The organism is Kitasatospora sp. NPDC004289 (genome assembly GCF_053602875.1).
The window spans coordinates 1-23,223 of sequence record NZ_JBSGEL010000015.1 but is presented as its reverse complement, the minus strand read 5'-3'; the positions used below and the strand labels follow the sequence as shown (position 1 = coordinate 23,223).

Annotated in this window: 12 protein-coding genes and 1 pseudogene; 11 read left to right on the top strand and 2 right to left on the bottom strand. The window is 73.7% G+C overall.

Annotated elements, in window-relative coordinates; translation table 11 throughout:
- Nucleotides 1-32 precede the first annotated feature (32 nt).
- The 8 genes from ACWEPF_RS12575 (at nucleotide 33) to ACWEPF_RS12540 (ending at nucleotide 15,688) form a co-directional block, all read left to right on the top strand.
- Nucleotides 33-3,065 carry a helix-turn-helix transcriptional regulator gene (locus ACWEPF_RS12575; protein ID WP_452172560.1) on the top strand — a complete coding sequence of 1,011 codons (3,033 nt, stop codon included), beginning with the start codon at nucleotides 33-35 and terminating at the stop codon, nucleotides 3,063-3,065.
- A gap of 204 nt (nucleotides 3,066-3,269) precedes the next feature.
- Nucleotides 3,270-6,158 carry a putative bifunctional diguanylate cyclase/phosphodiesterase gene (locus tag ACWEPF_RS12570; RefSeq protein ID WP_452172559.1) on the top strand — a complete coding sequence of 963 codons (2,889 nt, stop codon included), beginning with the start codon at nucleotides 3,270-3,272 and terminating at the stop codon, nucleotides 6,156-6,158.
- A gap of 303 nt (nucleotides 6,159-6,461) precedes the next feature.
- On the top strand, nucleotides 6,462-8,309 hold the full coding sequence (locus ACWEPF_RS12565) for an acetolactate synthase large subunit (protein ID WP_452172558.1): 1,848 nt from the start codon (nucleotides 6,462-6,464) through the stop codon (nucleotides 8,307-8,309).
- A 41-nt stretch (nucleotides 8,310-8,350) separates the two neighbouring features.
- Nucleotides 8,351-8,875 carry an acetolactate synthase small subunit gene (gene ilvN, locus ACWEPF_RS12560; protein WP_345290226.1) on the top strand — a complete coding sequence of 175 codons (525 nt, stop codon included), beginning with the start codon at nucleotides 8,351-8,353 and terminating at the stop codon, nucleotides 8,873-8,875.
- A gap of 119 nt (nucleotides 8,876-8,994) precedes the next feature.
- Complete coding sequence (gene ilvC / locus ACWEPF_RS12555; protein WP_345290227.1) at nucleotides 8,995-9,993, top strand: ketol-acid reductoisomerase; 999 nt, start codon at nucleotides 8,995-8,997, stop codon at nucleotides 9,991-9,993.
- A gap of 201 nt (nucleotides 9,994-10,194) precedes the next feature.
- Nucleotides 10,195-11,775 (top strand): phosphoglycerate dehydrogenase, encoded by a 1,581-nt coding sequence (gene serA, locus ACWEPF_RS12550; RefSeq protein ID WP_345290228.1) that lies wholly within the window; start codon nucleotides 10,195-10,197, stop codon nucleotides 11,773-11,775.
- Between the two features lie 260 nt (nucleotides 11,776-12,035).
- Nucleotides 12,036-12,182, top strand: a complete 147-nt coding sequence (locus ACWEPF_RS12545; protein ID WP_345290229.1) for a hypothetical protein — start codon at nucleotides 12,036-12,038, stop codon at nucleotides 12,180-12,182.
- Nucleotides 12,183-12,391: 209 nt separating this feature from the next.
- Nucleotides 12,392-15,688: a S8 family serine peptidase gene (locus ACWEPF_RS12540; protein ID WP_452172557.1), complete on the top strand. Its 3,297-nt coding sequence runs from the start codon at nucleotides 12,392-12,394 to the stop codon at nucleotides 15,686-15,688.
- 353 nt (nucleotides 15,689-16,041) lie between these two features.
- On the opposite strand, the gene ACWEPF_RS12535 is transcribed toward ACWEPF_RS12540, so the two are convergent.
- Nucleotides 16,042-18,486, bottom strand: coding sequence for a YfhO family protein (locus ACWEPF_RS12535; RefSeq protein ID WP_452172556.1), 2,445 nt, complete (start codon nucleotides 18,484-18,486; stop codon nucleotides 16,042-16,044).
- A gap of 141 nt (nucleotides 18,487-18,627) precedes the next feature.
- Between ACWEPF_RS12535 and ACWEPF_RS12530 the strand changes: the two genes are divergently transcribed.
- From ACWEPF_RS12530 to cimA, 3 genes are all read left to right on the top strand, one after another.
- Nucleotides 18,628-19,665 carry a 3-isopropylmalate dehydrogenase gene (locus tag ACWEPF_RS12530; protein WP_452172555.1) on the top strand — a complete coding sequence of 346 codons (1,038 nt, stop codon included), beginning with the start codon at nucleotides 18,628-18,630 and terminating at the stop codon, nucleotides 19,663-19,665.
- A gap of 181 nt (nucleotides 19,666-19,846) precedes the next feature.
- Nucleotides 19,847-20,959 (top strand): branched-chain amino acid aminotransferase, encoded by a 1,113-nt coding sequence (locus ACWEPF_RS12525; RefSeq protein ID WP_452172554.1) that lies wholly within the window; start codon nucleotides 19,847-19,849, stop codon nucleotides 20,957-20,959.
- Between the two features lie 466 nt (nucleotides 20,960-21,425).
- Nucleotides 21,426-23,033, top strand: a complete 1,608-nt coding sequence (gene cimA / locus ACWEPF_RS12520) for a citramalate synthase (RefSeq protein ID WP_452172553.1) — start codon at nucleotides 21,426-21,428, stop codon at nucleotides 23,031-23,033.
- A gap of 91 nt (nucleotides 23,034-23,124) precedes the next feature.
- On the opposite strand, the pseudogene ACWEPF_RS12515 reads toward cimA, so the two are convergent.
- Nucleotides 23,125-23,223: pseudogene (locus tag ACWEPF_RS12515) on the bottom strand (ATP-binding protein); the annotation flags it as partial.

Here is a 23,223-nt window from a genome sequence, read left to right as displayed (position 1 = left end):
CCGCGTCGGCGGCCTGTGGCATGCTCGGCGCCATGGAGCAGACATCGGTGAGCCCGGTCTTCGTCGGTCGCGGCACCGAGGTCGGTGCGCTGGAGGCCGCGCTGCGCCGGGCCGACGCCGGCCAGCCCCAGGCGGTGCTGATCGGCGGCGAGGCCGGGGTCGGCAAGACCCGGCTGATCGAGGAGTTCCTGGGCACCGCCTGCCGGGGCGGCGCGGTGACCACCATGGGCGGCTGCCTGGAGGTCGGCGCCGAGGGTCTGCCGTTCGCCCCGCTGGCCACCGCGCTGCGCCGGCTGCACCGCGGGCTGGGGGCCGAACTCGAACGGGCCGCCGAGGGGATGGAGGGCCACCTCACCCGCCTGCTGCCGGAGTTCGGGGCCGACGACGCCGAGCCCAACGACGAGTTCGGCCGGGCCCGGCTCTTCGAGCACACCGCCCGGCTGTTCGAGCGGCTGTCCGCCGAGCAGACCATCGTGCTGGCGATCGAGGACCTGCACTGGTCCGACCGCTCCACCCGCGAGCTGCTCGCCTACCTGATCCGCACCCTGCACCGGGCCCGGGTGCTGATCGTCGCCACCTACCGCACCGACGACCTGCACCGCCGTCACCCGTTGCGCCCGTTCCTGGCCGAGCTGGACCGGCTGCGCACCGTGCAGCGGCTGGAGCTGGCCCGGTTCGGCCGGGCCGAGGTGGCCGCCCAGCTGGCCGGCATCCTCGGCACCGAGGCCCCCGGCCGCTCGCTGGTGGACCGCATCCACGAACGCTCCGAGGGGAACCCGTTCTTCGTCGAGGAGCTGGCCACCGCCCACCAGGAGGGCTGCCACACCGGCCTCACCGAATCGCTGCGCGACCTGCTGCTGGTCCGGGTGGAGGCGCTGCCGGACGAGACCCAGCGCGTGCTGCGGATCGCCGCCGAGGGCGGCAGCTACGTCGAGCACGGCCTGCTGGAGGCGGTGCTGGACGAGGGCGAGGAGTCGCTCACCGAGGCGCTGCGCACGGCCGTCGGCGCCAACGTGCTCCGCCCGGACACCGACGGCGAGGGGTACCGCTTCCGGCACGCGCTGGTCCGCGAGGCGGTCTCCGACGACCTGCTGCCCGGTGAGCGCTACCGGATCAACCGCCGCTACGCCACGGTGCTGGAGCAGCAGGGCGAGCTGGTCTGCGGGAACGGGCTGGACGCCCGGCTGGCCAACTACTGGTACCACGCGCACGAGCCCGCCAAGGCCCTGCCGACCGCGCTGGAGGCGGCCCGGGCGGCCCGCCGCCGCAACGCCTTCGCCGAGCAACTGCGGATGCTGGAGCGCGCCCTGGAGCTCTGGGACGAGGTGCCGGAGGAGATCCGCGACACCAGCGTCCGGCCGCACGACTGGGCGGGCACCTTCCCGGCCTGCGGCTGCGACGGCGCGCACTGCGCCGGGCTGTACCTGGTCGACGTGCTGGCCGAGGCGGTCACGGCCGCCCGCCGCAGCGGGGACCGGGACCGCGGCCTGAGCCTGGCCAAGCGGGCGCTGAAGCTGGTGGACGAGGAGGCCGAGCCGGAGCGGGCCGCCTGGTTCATGATCCAGCGCGCGCAGATGTTCGGTCACCTGCGGCGCGGGGGAGCGCAGGAGGAGATCGACCGGGCCCAGCAGTTGGTGGCCGGGCTGCGGCCCTCACCGGTGCAGGCCGAGGTGCTGGCGCTGGCGGTGGGTCACGTGATGCTGCTGGACCCGTCGGCGGGGGACATGGCGATGGCCGAGCGGGCCGTCGAGCTGGCCCGTGCGGTGGACGCCCCGATGGTCGAGCTGCACGCGCTCACCACGCTCGGCACCCTGCGGGCCAACCTGGGTGACCCGGAGGCCGGGCTGGCGCTGCTGCACGAGGCGGTCGAGCGGGCCCGGCCGGCCGGTGTGGTGGACGTGCTCTGCCGGGCGCTCAACAACCTCTCCAGCATGGAGCTCAGCCTCGGCCGGGCCGAGGAGGCCGCGGCGCTGGCCCGGGAGGGCCTGGCGGTGGCGCAGGGCAACGGCCTGCTGGCCAACACCGGCGCCATCCTGGCGGGGAACCTGGTGGAGGCGCTGCTGGTGCTCGGCCGCCGCCAGGAGGCCGAGGAGCTGCTGGCCGAGTGGGACGACTCCCGGGCCGGCACCTTCCACGCCTTCCTGGACCGGCTGCGCAGCGAACTCGCCCTGGACCGGGGTGACTTGGCGGCCGCCGAGGAGTACTTCCAGCGGGCCCGGCAGGCCGGGAGGGTGGTCCAGCAGCCGCAGCACGACCTTCCGGTGGCCCGGCTGGCCATCCGGCTGGCGATGCGGGCCGGGCGCCCGCTCGACGCCAGGGCCGAACTGCTCGCCGTGCTCGACGGCTTGGCCGACCGCCCGGGCGGGGACGGGCTCTCCGACGGCTGCGTCAACGGACTGCTGCCGGTGCTGGTCGAGGGAGCGGCGGCCGAGGCCGATTCGCGCGGGGTGCCCAGTGCCGACCTCGGCCGGCCGGTGGTGCTGCGGCGGATCGCCGAGGTGGCCGCCGGGCTGCGGCCCGGCACCGAGCTGCACCGCGCCTGGAGCGAGCTGCTGGCGGCCGAACTCGCCCGCGCCGAGGGCGCCGACAGCCCCGGCCAGTGGGCGGCGGCGGTTGGTTCGCTGCGCGCCCTCGGGCTGGGCTGCCCGCTCGGACAGGCGCTCTACCGGCAGGCCGAGGCACTGCTGGCGGCGGGCCGCCGGGAGGAGGCGGCCGGGCTGCTGCGCGAGGTGGAGGAGCTCGTCACCTCGGGGCGCTACCTGCGGCAGGACGCCGCCCTGCTCACCGCCCGGGCCGGTCTGGCCGCCGCGCGCCCGGCCGCCGAGCCGCGGAGTGCCGAACCGGCCGACCCCGCCGAGGAGTTCGGTCTCACCCCGCGCGAGCGCGACGTGCTGGACCGGCTCGCGCTCGGCCGGACGAACCGTCAGATAGCCGAGGAGCTCTACATCTCGCCCAAGACCGCCAGCGTGCATGTCTCGAACATCCTGGCCAAGCTCTCGGTCGGCAGCCGCGGCGAGGCCGCCGCCCTGGCGCACCGGCTCCAACTCCTCGGCCAGGGGGCCTGAGAGGCGTCCCGGGCCCCCGGGCGCACGGGGGCGCGGGGCTCAGTGCGCCCCCGTGCGCTGCGGCCAACCGGGGCGATCCGTCCCGAAACGAGACACGTCGTCACCCGTCGCCATTACTCTAAGTGGAGTGTGCGTGTCATTGAGTGACGGAATTGGTGTAGGGTCCGGACCGGGAACACCGGTACGGCGTGGGGGAGAGGTCGAGTGAGCTTCCGCGCGGTCCGTCTCCCCGGAGCCCTGCTGGCGGTGCTCTGCCTCGGGTACGGGGTGGGTGCCGCCCTCGGCTGGGGCTCCCCCCGACTCGCCCAGTTCATGGGGGACTTCGGCCTGGCCGGCGCCGCGCTGGCCGCCGCGCTCTCCTGCCTGCTGCACGCCTGCACCACGGCCGGCCCGGCCCGCCCGGCCTGGCTGCTGTTCGGCCTCTCCTCCTCGATGGTCGCCCTCGGGAACGGCACCTGGGGCTGGTACGAGGTGGTGCTCCGCACCGACCTGCCGCAGGACTCCCCGGCCGAGTACGCCTTCCTGCTCTTCGCCCCGCTCGCCATCACCGGCCTGCTGGTGCTGGCCCAGCGCCCGCGCACCGCCGCCGGCTGGCTCTGCCTGCTGCTGGACGGCTGGCTGGTGGCCGGCTCGCTGTTCACCCTCAGCTGGAGCCTGGCGCTCGGCCGGGTCGCGGCGGGGGAGGGGGACGACCCGCTCCGGCTGGCCCTCGGCCTCGCCTACCCCGTGCTGGACATCCTGCTGGTCAGCCTGGTGGTCGGGCTGCGCTTCCGCCGCCGGGACGGCAACCGCGCGGCGGTGCACACCGCGATGGTCGGCCTGGCCGTCACGGTGGTCTGCGACGCCCTGTTCACCTCGCCCGAGCTGCGCAGCAGTTACCACTCCGGCGGTCTGCTGGACGCCGGCTGGTTCGCCGGCAGCGTGCTGCTCGCCTGGGCCCCCTGGGCGCCCCGGGCCGCCAGCGCGCCCAGCCGCCAGCACCCCTCGGTCGGCGGCGCCCCGCGCCGCCGGGTCTCCACCACCTTCAGCGCGCTCACCCCGTACGTGGCGGCCGCCGTCTGCACCGTCGGCATCCTCTACAACGCGCTCGGCGGCCACCACCTGGATCGGGTGGTGGTGGCGGCGGCCTGCACCGTCGGCCTGGCGCTGATCCTGCGTCAGGGCGTCACCCTGCTGGACAACCTCTCGCTGGCCCAGGAGCTGGCCCAGAAGGAGGCGCACTTCCGCTCCCTGGTGCAGGGCTCCAGCGACGTCATCATGATCTCCGGCGGCACCGGGGTGCTCTCCTACGTCTCCCCGGCCGCGCTCGGTGTCTACGGCCGCGACCCGGAGGACCTGGTCGGCGGGAACCTGCTCAACCTGGTCCACCCGGAGGACGTCGACCGGGTGCTGGCCGAGGTCAAGCGGCTGATGAAGGGCCTGCCGGACGGCATCGGCGAACCCTCGGCCCGGGTCGAGTGCCGGGTCCGCTCCGGCGGCGGTGAGTGGCTGCACGTCGAGTCCACCGTCAACCGGTACCGGGACGGCCTGATCCTGAACAGCCGGGACGTCACCGAACGGGTCATGCTGCAGGCGCAGTTGCAGCACAACGCGTTCCACGACCCGCTGACCGACCTGCCGAACCGGGCGCTGTTCACCGAGCGCCTGGGTGCCGCCCTGACGGGTGGCCAGGAGGGCGAGACGGTCGCGGTGCTCTTCCTCGACCTGGACGGCTTCAAGGCGGTCAACGACTCCGCCGGGCACCAGGTCGGCGACGAGCTGCTGGTGCAGGCCGCCCGCCGGCTGCAGGGCGCCGTCCGGGCCGGGGACACCGTGGCCCGGTTCGGCGGGGACGAGTTCGCCGCGCTGGTCTCCGGGCGGCTCGGCCGCGTCCAGGTGCAGGAGCTGGCCGACCGGCTGCGCTCGGCGCTCTCCGAGCCGTACTGGATCGGCGGGGCCGAGCTCGGCGTGGCCGCCAGCATCGGCATCGCCTTCGCCTCCCCGTCCCGGGACGGTCGTGACCACGGGGAGGACGGGGCGCGGGCCGACGAGCTGATGCGCGACGCGGACCTCGCGATGTACCGGGCCAAGTCCGAGGGCAAGGGGCGCGTCGTGCTCTACCACCCGGCCATGCGGGCCGAGTTGGAGCGCCGCACCGAGCTGGAGGACCGGCTTCGGCTGGCCGTCCGGGAGGGCACCTTCACCCTGCTCCACCAGCCCCTGGTGGACCTCGCCACCGGCGCCGTGACGGGTGTCGAGGCCCAGGCCAGGTGGCGCTCCGCCCAGGGCCTGCTGCTGACCCCCGCCGAGTTCCTGCGCACCGCCGAGCGGGGCGACGCGGCCACCCGTTTCGCCCGCTGGATGCTGCACGAGACGGTCACCGCGGCGGCCCGCCGGGGCGGCCCCAGGATGGTCGCCGTCCCGGTCTCGGTCCGGCTCTCGGCCGAACGGCTCTGCGCCCCCGGCATGTACGAGGCGGTGGTCGCGGTGCTGCGCGAAACCGGCCTGCCCGCCCAGCAGTTGGTGATCGAGCTGGCCCGCACCGGGCCAGACGCGCAGGCCGACGAGCTCGGCCGCCGGCTCGACGCGCTGCGCCGGCACGGCGTCTCCACCGCGGTGGCCGGCTTCGGCGCGGGCGGCGGCTCGCTCGGCGCGCTGGCCCGGCTGCCGCTCGACGCGATCAAACTGGACCGCTCGCTGGTCCAGGACGTGGCCGACTCCACCCTCACCCGCGCACTGGCCGGGCACGCGCTGCGGCTGGGCCGCGACCTCGGCCTGGTGACCTCCGCCGAGGGGGTGGACCACCCGCGCCAGGTCGCCGTCCTGCAGGAGTTGGGCTGCCGCCAGGGGCAGGGCCTGGCCTTCGCCCAGCCGCTGGACGAGCACCGGCTGCGCCGGGCGCTGCTGCGCCGGGTCTACCCGCTGCCGAGGCCGCTGGGGCCGCTCTCCGCGCGCCGCGCCTACCTGGCCGCCGACGCCCGTTCGGGTGGCCACCCGGAGGTGGCCCAGAGCCGGCCCGCGCACCACCAGAACGTCTCCGACCTGCCCGGACGCCTCCCGCTGCCCGGTCCATGGGCACGTCCGCATGATGAGACCTCCGTCCCACCTGCTTGACACTTGACCCCGCCGAGGAGGAAGGTCGGTGCCATGCGCACCCGAATTCTCGTACTTGGCGGGCGCGTCGGCTAGAGCGGGCAGCACACGCCCCGCTCGGGAGAGACCGACGCGCCACCCCTCGCATGCCCTTGGCACGAGGGGTTTTTTGTTGCACTGGAACTGTTCGAAGAGGCAATACCCCGGCCGATTCGCCCACGTACGAGCCCCTCACACGGGCCGGGTGGACGATGGAGGCAGGACCGGCGACCGCCACCAGGTCCCTCACCTGGCGGACGGCAGAACCCGAGAAGAGACAGGCAGATGACCGAGCACGCCGCCCCCCGCCGCGGGGACACCCCGGCCGCCCACGCTCCCGCGCCCAGCGCGGCCGAGACGATGACCGGTGCGCAGTCCCTCATCCGCTCGCTCGAGGCCGTGGGCGCGGACACCGTCTTCGGCATCCCGGGTGGCGCCATCCTCCCGGCCTACGACCCGCTGATGGACTCGCAGAAGGTCCGTCACATCCTGGTCCGCCACGAGCAGGGCGCGGGCCACGCCGCCACCGGCTACGCCCAGGCCACCGGCCGGGTCGGCGTCTGCATGGCGACCTCCGGCCCGGGCGCGACCAACCTGGTCACCCCGATCGCCGACGCCTACATGGACTCCGTCCCCATGGTCGCGATCACCGGGCAGGTCGCCTCCAAGGCGATCGGCACCGACGCCTTCCAGGAGGCGGACATCTGCGGCATCACGATGCCGATCACCAAGCACAACTTCCTGGTGACCGACCCGGCCGAGATCCCCCGGGTGATCGCCGAGGCCTTCCACATCGCCGCCACCGGCCGCCCCGGCCCGGTCCTGGTCGACATCGCCAAGGACGCGCTGCAGGCCACCACCACCTTCCGCTGGCCGGTGGAGACCTCGCTGCCCGGGTACCGCCCGGTCACCAAGCCGCACGCCAAGCAGATCCGCGAGGCCGCCAAGCTGCTGGTCAACTCCAAGCGCCCGGTCCTCTACGTCGGCGGCGGCGTGCTCAAGGCGCAGGCCAGCGCCGAACTGCGGATCCTGGCCGAGCTGACCGGCGCCCCGGTGGTCACCACCCTGATGGCGCTGGGCGTCTTCCCGGACAGCCACCCGCAGCACCTGGGCATGCCCGGCATGCACGGCTCCGTCCCGGCCGTCACCGCACTGCAGAAGTCGGACCTGCTCTTCACCCTGGGCGCCCGCTTCGACGACCGGGTCACCGGCAAGCTGGACAGCTTCGCGCCGTTCGCCAAGGTCGTGCACGCCGACATCGACCCGGCCGAGATCGGCAAGAACCGCCCGGCCGACGTCCCGATCGTCGGTGACGCCCGCGAGGTGATCGCCGATCTGATCGTCGCCGTCCAGGCCGAGTTCGACGCCGGCCACAAGGGCGACTACACCGCCTGGTGGGAGAAGCTCAACGAGTGGAAGACCACCTTCCCGCTGGGCTACGAGGCGGCCCCCGACGGCGGGTTGTCGCCGCAGCAGGTGATCGAGCGGATCGGGCAGCTGGTCGGCCCGGACGCCATCTACGCGGCGGGCGTCGGCCAGCACCAGATGTGGGCCTCGCAGTTCATCCGGTTCGAGAAGCCGGCCACCTGGCTCAACTCGGGTGGCGCGGGCACCATGGGCTACGCCGTCCCGGCCGCGATGGGCGCCAAGGCGGGCAAGCCGGACACCGCGGTCTGGGCGATCGACGGCGACGGCTGCTTCCAGATGACCAATCAGGAACTGGTCACCTGCGCGCTGAACAACATCCCGATCAAGGTGGCCGTCATCAACAACGGCTCGCTCGGCATGGTCCGCCAGTGGCAGACGCTCTTCTACAACCAGCGCTACTCCAACACCGTGCTGCACTCCGGCCCGGAGCACGACGGCATCGAGGCGCCGGCCCAGGGCACCCGGATCCCGGACTTCGTGATGCTCTCCGAGGCGATGGGCTGCGTCGGCCTGCGCTGCGAGCGCCCCGAGGACCTGGACAAGGTGATCGAGCAGGCGATGGCGATCGACGACCGCCCGGTGGTCATCGACTTCATCGTCCACCAGGACGCCATGGTCTGGCCGATGGTGGCCGCCGGCACCAGCAACGACGAGATCCTCGCCGCCCGGGACGTGCGCCCGGACTTCGGCGACGACCTCGACTGAACTGCGCTCCCTGACCAACCGATAGAGAGTCCATGACCACCATGTCCAAGCACACCCTCTCCGTCCTGGTCGAGAACAAGCCCGGCGTGCTCGCCCGCATCGCCGCCCTGTTCTCCCGTCGGGGCTTCAACATCGACTCGCTCGCGGTCGGCCCGACCGAGCACCCGGACATCTCCCGGATGACCATCGTGGTCAACGTGGAGAGCCTCCCGCTGGAGCAGGTCACCAAGCAGCTCAACAAGCTGGTCAACGTGATAAAGATCGTCGAACTCGACCAGGCCGCCGCGGTCCAGCGCGAGCTGGTCCTGGTCAAGGTCCGGGCCGACGCCGAGTCGCGCTCGCAGATCGTCGAGATCGTCCAGCTGTTCCGCGCCAAGACGGTCGACGTCTCGCCGGACGCGGTGACCATCGAGGCCACCGGCAGCTCGGACAAGCTGGAGGCCATGCTCAAGATGCTGGAGCCCTACGGCATCAAGGAGTTGGTCCAGTCCGGTCTGGTGGCCATCGGCCGCGGCGCCCGTTCGATCACGGACCGCTCGCTCCGGGCCCTGGACCGCAGCGCCTGACACGGGCCTGACGGCCTGTCGTCTCACACCCTGAAGCACCGCCCCACACCCCCGCCGGGTCCACGTACGGTAGGACCTGCAGGACCCGGCATCACCACCACGCAAGGAGATGTGCCCCCGTGGCCGAGCTGTTCTACGAAGACGACGCCGACCTCTCGATCATCCAGGGCCGCAAGGTCGCGATCATCGGCTACGGCAGCCAGGGCCACGCCCACGCGCTGTCGCTGCGCGACTCCGGCGTCGACGTCCGGGTCGGCCTGAAGGCGGGCTCCTCCTCGAAGGCCAAGGCGGAGGAGGAGGGCCTGCGCGTGGTCACCGCCGCCGAGGCCGCCGCCGAGGCCGACGTCATCATGATCCTGGTGCCGGACCCGATCCAGGCCGACGTCTACGAGGCGGACATCGCCCCGAACCTGAAGGCCGGCGACGCGCTGTTCTTCGGCCACGGCCTGAACATCCGCTTCGGCTTCATCAAGCCCCCGGCCGACGTCGACGTCTGCATGGTCGCCCCGAAGGGCCCGGGCCACCTGGTCCGCCGTCAGTACCAGGAGGGCCGCGGCGTCCCCGCCATCGTGGCCGTCGAGCAGGACGCCACCGGCAAGGCCTTCGACCTGGCGCTCTCCTACGCCAAGGGCATCGGCGCCACCAAGGCCGGCGTCATCAAGACCACCTTCACCGAGGAGACCGAGACCGACCTGTTCGGTGAGCAGGCCGTCCTCTGCGGTGGCACCGCCGCCCTGGTCAAGGCCGGTTTCGAGACCCTGGTCGAGGCCGGCTACCAGCCGGAGATCGCCTACTTCGAGTGCCTCCACGAGCTGAAGCTCATCGTCGACCTGATGTACGAGGGCGGCCTGGAGAAGATGCGCTGGTCCATCTCGGAGACCGCCGAGTGGGGCGACTACGTCACCGGCCCGCGCATCATCACCGCCGACACCAAGGCCGAGATGAAGAAGGTCCTCGCGGAGATCCAGGACGGCACCTTCGCCAACACCTGGATCGCCGAGTACAAGGCGGGCCTGCCGAAGTACAACGAGTACAAGAACGCCGACTCCGAGCACCTGCTGGAGACCACCGGCAAGAAGCTCCGCAAGCTGATGAGCTGGGTCGACGAGAACGCGTAACCCGCTTGTACACAACGGCTGTTCCCGTCCGGGTGATTTCGCCGGACGGGAGCAGCCGCGGCGCATCACCGTCGATACACTTCCGAGTGCGCGTCAGGCCCACAGCGTCGTGCGTCTACCTACGCGGCATGCCACCTTCCCCCGCCCTGCCACGCCACCTTCGTGAGGGCCTTCGGGAACCGGACAGTTAAGGACACTGTCGTGAGCAAATCCGTCGTTCTGATCGCCGAAGAGCTGTCCCCCGCCACCGTCGACGCACTGGGCCCGGACTTCGAGATCCGCCACTGCAACGGCGCGGACCGCACCGAGCTGCTGACCGCCATCGCGGACGTGGACGCCATCCTGATCCGCTCCGCCACCAAGGTGGACGCCGAGGCGCTGGCCGCCGCCAAGAAGCTCAAGGTGGTCGCCCGCGCGGGCGTCGGCCTGGACAACGTGGACGTCTCCGCCGCCACCAAGGCCGGCGTGATGGTCGTGAACGCCCCGACCTCCAACATCGTCACCGCCGCCGAGCTCGCCTGCGGTCTGCTGATCTCGGTCGCCCGCAACATCGCGCCCGCCAACGCCGCGCTCAAGCAGGGCGAGTGGAAGCGCAACAAGTACACCGGCGTCGAGCTGAGCGAGAAGACCCTCGGTGTGGTCGGCCTCGGCCGGATCGGCGTGCTGGTCGCCCAGCGGATGTCCGCCTTCGGCATGAAGATCGTCGCCTACGACCCCTACATCCAGGCCGCCCGCGCGGCCCAGATGGGCGTCAAGCTGCTCTCGCTCGAGGAGCTGCTGGAGGTCTCCGACTTCATCACCGTGCACCTCCCCAAGACCCCCGAGACGATCGGCCTGATCGGCGACGAGGCGCTGCACAAGGTCAAGCCGAGCGTGCGCATCGTCAACGCCGCCCGCGGCGGCATCGTGGACGAGGCCGCCCTGGCCTCCGCGCTGCGCGACGGCCGGGTGGCCGGCGCCGGCCTGGACGTCTACGCCAAGGAGCCGTGCACCGACTCCCCGCTGTTCGCCTTCGACAACGTGGTGGCCACCCCGCACCTGGGCGCCTCCACCGACGAGGCGCAGGAGAAGGCCGGCATCGCCGTCGCCAAGTCGGTCCGCCTGGCCCTCGCGGGCGAGCTGGTGCCGGACGCCGTCAACGTCCAGGGCGGCGTGATCGCCGAGGACGTCCGCCCGGGCCTGCCGCTGGCCGAGAAGCTCGGCCGGATCTTCACCGCGCTGGCCGGCGAGGTGGCCGTCCGCCTCGACGTCGAGGTCCGCGGCGAGATCACCCAGCACGACGTCAAGGTGCTCGAACTCTCCGCCCTGAAGGGCGTGTTCGAGGACGTGGTGGCGGAGACGGTGTCCTACGTCAACGCCCCGCTGTTCGCCCAGGAGCGTGGCGTCGAGGTCCGCCTCACCACCTCCAGCGAGTCCCCCGAGCACCGCAACGTGATCACCGTGCGCGGCACCCTCTCGGACGGCTCGGAGATCGCCATCTCCGGCACCCTCTCCGGCCCGAAGCAGACCCAGAAGATCGTCGGCGTGGACGCCTTCGACGTGGACGTGGCGCTCACCGACCACATGGCCTTCTTCAAGTACGAGGACCGCCCCGGCGTGGTCGGCACCCTCGGCCGCATCCTCGGCGACGCCGGCATCAACATCGCGGGCATGCAGGTCGCCCGCGACGGCTCCGAGGCGCTCGCCTCGATCACCGTGGACAGCGAGGTCTCGCAGGAGGTCCTGACCGAGATCTCCAAGGCGATCGGCGCCCAGTTCTCCCGCGCCGTGAACCTCGGCTGACAGCACGTCAGAGGGCCCGGTCCGCCTCGGCGGACCGGGCCCTCTTGCGTCTCCCGGGTGAGTCCCGTCTCAGATACTAGGAAATCCAACTATCCGTGCAGACAGGACCCGTCCGGCGTCGTACCGTGAAGGAGTCATACGGTGTGCCACCCCTCCAACGAGGGCGCGTGGCCCGTGTGCCCGTACGCACCATGGCAGGCGACCCCTGACCGGCGTACCCGAAATCCCTCACCCCACGCGCACGTCCCAAGGAGTTCGGTATGCCCGCCACCGCAGACCGCCACGCCCCCGCCGCCGAGACCGCCGCCCCCCGCCGCCGTCGCCGCGCCCAGTCCGACCCCCGTGCCAACGCCGCCCTGCAGCGCTCGCTGGACCGCCGCGACAACGGCGGCTCGACCGGGCACTGAGCCGGTTGGTGCGCCGGGTCGCGCCGCAGGTCACGGGCGCTGCGCCGAACGCCTGACGATCCGTCACCCACAGGAGTGCAACAGCGACTCCAAGGAGGGACGGTGCTCGCCGGACCCGGCGCGATGATCCTAATTTGGTGCCTCCGGAAGGGTGATCGAGCTCCGCACGGCGCGGGCCTACCGCAACCCCTGCCGGGGGAGACAGGCCCTTGCGCACCAGCACCCTCGTCCGGCTCGGCACCCTGCTGCTGACCGGCTCGCTCGCCCTCGCCGCCGTACCGCTCTCCGGTGCGGCGGCCGAGCGCGCTTCGACCGACCCCGACCCGGCGGGCCGCCGCAGCGTCCTGCTGGAACTCGACACCGAGACCGCCGCCACCGCCTGGCAGCAGGCCACCGAGCAGGCCAGGCGGCAGCTCCGCAGCCCCGAGGCGGTCCGCCGGGCCGGGGCCGAGGCCGGCGCCGAACGGCGCCGGGCCACCGACCGGGCGGCCGGCCAACTCGCCGCCGCCCTACGGCGTTCGGTCCCCGCCGCCCACGAGCTCTACCGCACCCACACCCTGCTCTCCGGGGTCGCGGTGAACGTGCCCGCCGCCGCGGTGCCCGGGCTCGCCCGGCTGCCCGGGGTACGGGCGGTGCACCCGATCGCGCTCAAGGAGCGGGTCAACTCGTACTCGGTGCCGCTGACCGGCGCCCCCGCCGTCTGGTCCGGCGCCGGTGCCACCGGCTCCACCGGACGGGGCGTCAGCATCGGCATCATCGACTCCGGCCTGGACTACACCCACGCCGACTTCGGCGGCCCCGGCACCGAGGAGGCCTTCAAGGCCGTCGACGGCGCCAAGCCCGCGCCGGCCGGCCTCTTCCCGACCGAGAAGGTCTTCGGCGGCAAGGACCTGGTCGGCGACGCCTACGACCCCTCCTCGGACGAGGGCAGCCACCCGGTGCCCGACGACAACCCGCTGGACTGCGCGCTCAACGGCCACGGCACCCACGTGGCCGGCACCGCCGCCGGCCTCGGCGTCACCTCCTCCGGCGCCACCTACCGCGGCCCGTACCGGCCCGGGCTGGACCCGGCCGGCTTCAAGGTCGGCCCCGGCGCGGCCCCCGAGGCCCGGCTCTACCCGATCCGGGTCTTCGGCTGCTCCGGCTCCACCGACCAGCTCACCGAGGCGCTCGACCTGGCCGCCGACCCGGACCAGGACGGCGACCTGACGGACCGTCTGGACGTGGTCAACCTCTCGCTCGGAAGCCCCTTCGGCGGCCCCGACGACGCCGACGCCCTCACCGCCGACCGGCTCGCCGCACTCGGCACCGTGGTGGTCGCGGCGGCCGGCAACGAGGGCGACGTCCACGCCATCGGCGGCAGCCCCGGCACCGCCCCCCGGGTGCTCACCGTGGCCGCCTCGGTCGACCCGCACGGCGACGCCGACGGCCTGCGGGTGCTGGCCCCCGAGACCCTGGCCGGACTCGTCCCCGCGCACTGGAGCGCCAAGTACCAGCACTGGGACGACCGCGAGGTGCAGGGTCTGCTCGCCCTGCCCGCCGACCAGTCGGACGGCTGCAAGCCCTTCTCCGCCGCCGACGCCGCCCGGCTCAAGGACCGGATCGCGGTCCTCGCCTGGAGCACCCGCGAGCCCGACCGGGCCTGCGGATCGGCGCCCCGGGCCAACAACGCCGCCGACGCCGGAGCCGTCGGCACCCTGTTCGCCGCCGACGGCGACCACCTCGGCGAGATCGCCGGGAACGACCGGATCCCGGCCGCCATCCTGGCCAGGGCCGACGGCGAGCGCCTGCGCAAGGCCGCCCAGGCCGGCCCCGTCACGGTCCAACTGGCCACCCCCGGCAACCCCCTGCACGGGGCGGTGGCGCAGGACCAGCCGCAGCGCACCGACACCCTGACCTCCTTCACCTCCCGCGGCATCGGCCTGCCCGGCCTGGTCAAGCCCGACCTCGCCGCCCCCGGCGAGACCATCTGGTCCGCCAAGGTCGGCTCCGGCTCCGGCGGCATGCGCGAGGACGGCACCTCGATGGCCTCCCCGCACGTGGCCGGCCTGGCCGCCCTGGTCCGCGGCGCGCACCCCGACTGGACGGCGGCCCAGGTCAAGGCCGCACTGATGAACACCGCGGGGGACACCTGGCTGAACGACGGTCAGCGCGGCCCGGTGTACGGCCCCGAGCGCACCGGCGCCGGACGGGCCCGGGTGGACCGGGCCGTCGCCACCCCCGTGGTCGCCTACGCGGCCGGGGAGGCGGTGGACGGCGTGGTCGGCCTCTCCTTCGGCCCCGTCCCGGTCACCGGCCCCACCGAGCTCACCCGCGAGGTGGAGCTGCGCAGCTTCGCCGACCGCCCGCTGGAGTACCGCACCGGCTACGCCGCGGCCACCGAAGTGCCCGGCGCCGCCTTCGAACTGACCCCGGGCCGGGTGACCGTCCCGGCCGGAGGCACCGCTCGGGTCAAGGTCACCCTCCGGGTGCCCGGGCAGCTGGACCGCGCACCGGACCCGACCCTGGACCTGGTGCAGGGCGGCAAGGCCCGCAGCTACCGCGGCGAGCTCTCCGGCCGCCTGCTGCTCACCCCCGCCGACACCACGGCCGGCGAACTGCGGGTGCCGCTGTTCGCCGCGCCGCGCGCCGCCTCCGACCTGACGGCCGGTCAGCAGGCCCGGCTCGGCCGGAGCAGCTCGCTGCTCACCCTCACCGGCACCGCCGCACCCTCCGCAGCGGGCGGCCTGCTCTCCGCCTTCGCCCTCGGCGGCGAGGCCCCGCGCTGGCCGGACTGCCCGCCGGGCACCGCCGCCGAGCAGGACAAGACACCGGACCTCTGCGTCACCCGCCCCGGCGACCGGGCGGCCAACCTCCGGGCCGCCGGGGCCGCCAGCGACGCCCCCGCGGTCGGCGGTGAGCCCCTGGAGAACGGCACCCTCTACCTGGCCGCCTCGCTCTGGGCCCCGGCGCCCACCCCCGTCGGCCAGTTCGCCGTCCGGGCCTCGCTGGACACCGACGGGGACCAGAAGACCGACGTGGTGGTGGCCGCCGACCGGCTCAAGGGCAGCGACGTCCTGGTCGCCCGGACGCTGGACGCCAAGACCGGCGAGGAGCTGGACGTCCAGCCGCTCAACGCCCGGTGGGGCGACACCGACACCGACCTGCTCGACAGCGACACCCTGGTCCTCCCGGTCCGGCTGAACAAGCTGCCCGGCCTGCGGCAGTCCACCTCCCGGATCCGCTACGCCCTCTGGACCGGCTTCGCCGCTCCCGGCCTGCCGGACGCCAAGGAGGCGCTCTCCTCGGTCGGCCTGAAGGACGGGAAGCCCACCCTGGTGCTCGACGTCCTCAACCCGGCGCTGGACATCCGCAACGGAGCAGCCGGCCCGGCCGCCATCGCCACCCCCGAACAGCCCGGCACCGCCCTGGAGATCCGCCGCCGCAACCCCGCCGCGGACCGGCTCCTCCTGGTCCACCACCTCAACCCGGACGGCCGCCGCAGCGAGGTGGTCCGCCTCCGCTAGGGCCTGACCGCCCGGAGGGCGGTCAGGGGCGCGGGGAACTGCGCGCATCGGAAGACAGCGACCCGTGTGCCGGGTACGGACAGCCACTTGCACGTGAGCCTCCGTACCCGGCACACGGGTCTCGTCCTTCCGCCTCGCGCAGTTCCCCGCGCCCCCGGGGTAACCACCACCGCGCGCCCACGCGGCGCAGCCGCACATCAGCAGAGCCCCGCGCCCCCGGGGTAACCACCACTGCGCGCCCACGCGGCGCAGCAGCACATCAGCAGAGCCCCGCGCCCCCGGGGTAACCACCACCGCGCGCCCACGCGGCGCAGCCGCACATCAGCAGAGCCCCGCGCCCCCGGTGTGTCCGCCTACCGCCGAGGCCGCCGGCGGGCCAGGGAGAGCAGGACGACCGCGGCCAGCACGGCCAGCGCTGCCGCGCTGATGGCCAGGCCGTCGGTGAGGCCCGGTGGGCGGTAGGAGCACGCGACGTCGGTGGCGGCGTCGCCGAGGGGGACGGCGATCAGGCCGAGGAGGGAGCCGGGGGCGCGTTCGGGCCCGCCGTTCACCCGGCAGGTCCAGCCTTCCACCGCCGGGGCGGCGACGACCGCGGTGCCGGCGGCCCCGACCGGCAGCTCGGCCGTCAGCGTGTGCCCGCCGGCGGTCACCCGCTCCGCCGGGGTCAGCCCCGCCACCGCCCGTTCCAGTGCCCCCGGCGCCAGACAGCCGAGCGGCAGCGCCGGCACCTGGCTCACCGCCCCGGCCCGCAGCCACACCCGGATCCGCCCGTCACCCGGCACGGCCCCGAGCAGGTGCACCGGCTCCGAGACCACCGGCTGCTGCCCCGCGCTGACGTAGGAACTCCCGAGCGCCTCCACCGTCCCGGCGAACCAGGGCCCGTAGAAGTACGCCGCCGACCCGGGGGAGCAGCTCGCCTCGAAGCCCGCCCCGCCCGCCGGTACCGACCACCCGCTGCTGCCGTGCGAGGTCGGTGCTGCGGGCCCGCCCTGAACCGGCGTCACCTGCGGCACCTCGTACAGCCCCCGCGCGTCGAGCACCGAGGCCTGCCGCGCCCACACCGAGGACCCGTCCACCACCGGCACCCCGGCCCGCACCGTGACCAGCGGCGCCGCGGCCGCGGCCCGCTCCACCACGAACCCGCCGGTGCCGTCCGCCAGGAAGGTCCGCACGCCGAACACCGCCCGCCCCACCGGATCCGCCGGGCTGAGGGTCTGCCGCCCGCCGGCGGACCAGCCGGCCCCCAGGTCGTGCAGCAGCTCCGCCGTCACCCGCGGCAGCCGCCCGGAGCGGTAGCCGCCGCCCTGGCCGTCCAGCAGCATCGGGTCGTTGTCGGTGAAGGCGTGCGGCCCGGGATCGGCCCGCCCGTCCGGCCAGTCGGAGCCCGCCCGCAGGGCCCGGTACGCCTCCCGCAGCTGTCCCGCGTCGAGCTGTGACCCACCTGCCGGCGCACCCGCGTAGGCCGCGTACGCGGCCCCGGCGAGCACCGCCGTCGTGAGCCCGGCCGCCACCAGCCGTTCGGCCCGGCCCCGACCGAGCAGCCACACGCCGCCGGCCACCACCGCCCCGCCCACCGCGACCAGCAGCCAGGCGGCCCCGGTCAGCCCGCCGCCCCAGACCTGAGCGACCGTCACCACCACCGCGACCAGCGCGGCCCCGCCCGCCAGCGCGGCCGGGCCGGGCGGCCGGGAGAGCGAGACCCAGGCCGCCGTCACCAGCAGTCCGCTGAGCACGAAGGCCGCCAGGTACGGGGTGCCGGTGCCGGTGGTCAGCCCGGGGTCGTGCCAGAGCAGCACCTCCGGGCGCCAGACCAGGCCGACCCCGGCCAGGACCACCAGCACCGGCCAGCCGATCCGCTCCCGCACCGTGACCCGCCGGTTGAACGGCAGGGTGGCCACCAGGAGCAGCCCGAGCATCCCCACCGAGACGTCCGGCAGCGGCAGCCCGGGCCGTCCGCCGGGCAGCAGTTGGCCCAGGTACTCGGCGACTCCGGGCGCGCCCTGGTACCCGGTGAGCGGTCCCGGCTGGGCGGTCCGGGCGGCCTTCAGGCCCACCGTCACCACGGGGGCGGCCAGCAGCGCCCCGAGCAGTCCGGCCGAGCCGGCCCGCCAGAGCGCGCCGAGCCGGGCCCGGGCCGGACGGTCCGTCAGCACCAGCCGGAGCAGCAGCACCAGCCCGGCGCCCGCCATGGCGGCCACCCCGGTCACCAGGTTCCCGGCCAGGGCGGCGGCCACCGCCAGGATGCCGACCAGCCGGTGCCGGCCGCGCAGGCACCAGTCCCCGGCCAGGCAGAGCAGCGGCAGCGAGACGGTGCCCCAGAGCCAGGCCGGCGTGGTCACCCCGTCCTGCACCACCCAGGCGCAGAGCCCGTACCCGGCGCCGAGCAGCGCCCGCTGCCAGCCGGGCCCGGGGTGCAGCCGGCCGAGCAGACGGGTCATCAGGGCGGCGGCCAGGCCCAGGCTGAGCAGCGGCACCAGGAAGGCGGCGAGCGCGATCGAGCCCCGGGGGAGCACGGCGGCGGCGGGCCAGGAGAACGGGTTGGCCAGGTAGGCGGCGAGGTCGGGCAGGAACGGGACACCGTAGCCGCTGCCCCAGTTGAACAGCAGGTCCCCGGTGGTGCCGCCGTGCAGCAGGTCCCGCAGGTGCGCGTGGTACGGCACCGACTCCGCCCCGGCCACCGCCACTGGGCCGAACGGGTACTCCTGCCGCGCGGCCACGGCGGCGGTGTAGGCCGCCGTCGTCAGCCCCGCGGACCCCAGCTCCGCACGGCGCCCGTGCGCCGATGTCCAGCCGCTCACCGACCAGGTACCCCTGACGTTCCGTCACCATTTGTCCGGATCCGAGCATAGGGTGGCGGAGGCCGGCTCCGGCCCGCCAAGCGCCGTCCGAATGGTGGACATCGGATGTCACCGCTTGGGACGCGGAGTACTGTCGGCCGCATGTCTCGCAGCCTTCGTCTCGCAGTGATCCCCGGTGACGGCATCGGCCAGGAAGTCGTGGCCGAGGGCCTCAAGGTGCTCGCCGCCGCCCTCCCCGCCGACGTCAAGGTGGAGACCACCGAGTACGACCTCGGTGCCCGTCTCTACCACCGCACCGGCGAGACCCTCCCGGACGCCGTGCTGGAGGAGCTCAAGGGCGCCGACGCGATCCTGCTCGGCGCCATCGGCGACCCGAGCGTCCCGTCCGGCGTGCTGGAGCGCGGTCTGCTGCTGAAGCTCCGCTTCGCCTTCGACCACCACATCAACCTCCGCCCGGGCAAGCTCTTCCCGGGTGTCCAGGGCCCGCTGGCCGGCGCCCCGGAGATCGACTTCGTGGTGGTCCGCGAGGGCACCGAGGGCCCGTACGTCGGCAACGGCGGCACCCTGCGCACCGGCACCGAGCACGAGGTGGCCACCGAGGTCAGCCTGAACACCGCGTTCGGCATCGAGCGCGTGGTCCGCGACGCCTACAAGCGCGCCGCCGCCCGCCCGCGCAAGAAGCTCACCCTGGTGCACAAGAACAACGTGCTGGTGCACGCCGGCCACCTCTGGTCGCGGATCTTCGCCGAGGTCGGCCAGGAGTTCCCCGAGGTCACCACCGACTACCTGCACGTGGACGCGGCGACGATCTTCTTCGTCACCCAGCCCGAGCGCTTCGACGTGATCGTCACCGACAACCTGTTCGGCGACATCCTCACCGACCTGGCCGCGGCCGTCACCGGCGGCATCGGCCTGGCCGCCTCGGGCAACATCAACCCGACCGGCGCCTTCCCGTCGATGTTCGAGCCGGTGCACGGCTCCGCCCCGGACATCGCCGGCCAGGGCAAGGCCGACCCGACCGCCACCGTGCTCTCGGTCGCCATGCTGCTGGACCACCTCGGCTTCGCCGAGGAGGCCGCCAAGGTCGAGGCCGCCGTCGCCGCCGACCTGACCGAGCGCTCCGGCACCCGGTCCACCTCCGAGGTCGGCGACGCGCTCGCCGCCCGAGTATCCGGCTGACGGGCCGGTAGCAGCACGACTGCACCTCCGGCCCGCGGGCCGGAACCAGACGAACCACAGCCCGACCGGCTGTTCGGCACGGCCCTCTGGATGCGAGTATCGACAGTGGGCCGTGCCTTCGTGCGTTCATTCACAGGGGGGCACCGGCCCGGACCAACCCCACGGTGAAGGACAGACAGTCATGAGTACGCCCACCCAGGCGCCCATCACGTTCGACCTCAAGCCCTCCGCGCACCCGCTCTCCGACGGTGAGCGCGCGGCCCGGCTGACCAACCCCGGTTTCGGACGGGTCTTCACCGACCACATGGTCACCATCCGGTGGACCGAGGGCCGGGGTTGGCACGACGCCCAGCTGACGCCGTACGCGCCGCTGGAGATCGACCCGGCCAACATGACCCTGCACTACGGCCAGGCGATCTTCGAGGGCATGAAGGCCTACCGCCAGCCCGACGGCTCGGTGGCCTCCTTCCGCCCGACCGCCAACGCCGAGCGCTTCGCCGCCTCCGCCCGTCGCCTGGCCATGCCCGAGCTCCCGGTCGAGGCCTTCGTCGAGGCCGTCGACCTGCTGGTCCGCGCGGACGAGGCCTGGGTCCCCCAGGAGGCCGAGCAGAGCCTCTACCTGCGGCCCTTCATGTTCGCGACCGAGGTCGGCCTCGGCGTCCGCCCGGCCAACGAGTACCTCTTCATGGTCATCGCCTCCCCGGCCAGCGCCTACTTCCCCGGCGGCGTGAAGCCGGTCTCCGTCTGGCTCTCCGAGGAGTACGTCCGGGCCGCGCCCGGCGGCACCGGCGCCGCGAAGTGCGCGGGCAACTACGCCGCCTCGCTGGTCGCCCAGGCCCAGGCCGCCGAGAAGGGCTGCGACCAGGTCGTCTGGCTCGACGCCGCCGAGCACCGGTGGATCGAGGAGATGGGCGGCATGAACCTGTACTTCGTCTTCGGCGAGGGCAAGGACGCGAAGATCGTCACCCCCGAGCTCTCCGGCGCCCTCCTCCCCGGCATCACCCGCGCCTCCCTGCTCACCCTCGCGAGCGACCTCGGCTACGCCGTCGAGGAGCGGAAGATCTCCACCGACGAGTGGCGCGAGGCCAACGCCGACGGCACCCTCACCGAGGTCTTCGCCTGCGGCACCGCCGCCGTCATCACCCCCGTCGGCTCGGTCAAGTCCGCCCGCGCCGACTGGACCGTCGGCAAGGGCGAGCCCGGCCCGGTCACCATGGAGCTCCGCAAGACCCTCCTCGCCCTCCAGGGCGGCCAGCTCCCCGACACCCACGGCTGGCTCCACAAGATCCTCTGACCCACCCTCAGGGCGCCCCACCCCGGGGCGCCCTGACCCCGGTGACCTCGCGCAAGCCCGGACGGGACCGCGAAGCCGAGCGCCGGGGATGCGGGGCGGCCCGGATCCCGCTCGACCGAGCGGCTGACCCGACACGTCCCGGATGGCGAGACGCGGGGGCCGGATCGCGGATGGTGTGCCAGACTGCGAGCGTGTCCTCGCTTTCGCTGATTATTAGCAGCAGGCGCGCCGGTCCGCAGTGACCGCTCCCGTACCACCGATACGCGGAGCGACCACCAGCGTCCAGACCCGCGCGCAGACCTCTCGCATCCGCGAGGGGTCTTTTCGTTTTCCCGGACCGGCCACCGGCCCCTCACGAGGGGGCTCGGGGACACCGGGAGGCGCGCGGGATGCTGGACAGTGGAGCCGGATTCGTATCCCGGCAACCAACCGAGAAGTACCTCCCCGAAACGGAGAACCGACGGCCATGACCGAGGCCAGCAGCCGACCCCACGACAGCTTCCACGTCTTCGACACCACGCTGCGCGACGGCGCCCAGCGCGAGGGCATCAACCTCAGCGTCGCCGACAAGCTGACCATCGCCCGGCACCTGGACGAGTTCGGCGTCGGCTTCATCGAGGGCGGCTGGCCCGGGGCCAACCCGCGGGACACCGAGTTCTTCGCCCGCGCCGCCGCCGAGCTCGACCTCCAGCACGCCCAGCTGGTCGCCTTCGGCGCCACCCGCCGGGCGGGCGGCCGGGCCGCCGACGACCCGCAGCTGGCCGCACTGGTCAACAGCGGCGCCCCGGTGGTCACCCTGGTGGCCAAGTCGCACGACCGGCACGTCGAGCTGGCCCTGCGCACCACCCTGGACGAGAACCTGGAGATGGTCCGGGACAGCGTCGAGCACCTCAAGGCCCAGGGCCGCCGGGTGTTCATCGACTGCGAGCACTTCTTCGACGGGTACAAGGCCAACCGGGACTACGCGCTCGCCGTGGTCCGCACCGCCCACGCGGCCGGCGCCGACGTGGTCGTGCTCTGCGACACCAACGGCGGCATGCTGCCCGGCGGCGTCCGGGAGATCGTCGCCGACGTGATCGCCGAGACCGGCGCCCGGCTCGGCATCCACGCCCAGGACGACACCGGCTGCGCGGTGGCCAACACGCTGGCCGCCGTGGACGCGGGCGCCACCCACGTGCAGTGCACCGCCAACGGCTACGGCGAGCGGGTCGGCAACGCCAACCTCTTCCCGGTGGTCGGTGCGCTGGAGCTGAAGTACGACCGCCGGGTGCTGCCCGCCGGGAAGCTGCCCGAGATGACCCGGATCTCGCACGCGATCGCCGAGGTGGTCAACCTCGCGCCCTCCACCCACCAGCCGTACGTGGGCTTCTCGGCCTTCGCGCACAAGGCCGGCCTGCACGCCTCCGCGATCAAGGTGGACCCGGACCTCTACCAGCACATCGACCCCGAGCTGGTCGGCAACACCATGCGGATGCTGGTCTCCGACATGGCCGGCCGGGCCTCGATCGAGCTAAAGGGCAAGGAGCTCGGCTACGACCTCTCCGCCGACCGCGACCTGGTCGGCCGGGTGGTGGCCAAGGTGAAGGAGCAGGAGAACCTCGGCTTCACCTACGAGGCCGCCGACGCCTCGTTCGAGCTGCTGCTCCGCGACGAGGTGCGCGGCAGCAAGGCGCGGTTCTTCAGCCTGGAGTCCTGGCGGACCATCAGCGAGCAGCTGGCGGACGGCAGTCCGGGCAACGAGGCCACCGTGAAGCTCTGGGCCCAGGGCGAGCGGCGGATCGCCACCGGCGAGGGGAACGGCCCGGTGCACGCGCTGGACCAGGCGCTGCGCACGGCGCTGGAGCACATCTACCCGCCGCTGGCCAAGATGGAGCTGGTGGACTACAAGGTCCGCATCATGGAGGGCGCGCACGGCACCAGCTCGCGCACCCGGGTGCTGATCGAGTCCACCGACGGGGTGGCCACCTGGTCCACCGTGGGCGTGGCGGACAACGTGATCGGCGCCTCCTGGCTGGCCCTGGAGGACGCCTACACCTACGGCCTGATCCGGGCCGGTCTGGACCCGGAGGCCTGAGCGCACCAGAGCTCTGAGCACACCGGGAAAGCCGACGGTCAGTCAGAAAGGGCCCGCCACGGACGTGGTGGGCCCTTTTCCGTGCCGCTCGTCACCGGAGTCGGGCGAGGAGGGCGTGTTCGACGAGGGTGATGAGGGCGCTCTTGGCGCTGTCCCGGCGGCGTGCGTCGAGGGTGATGATGGGGGTGTC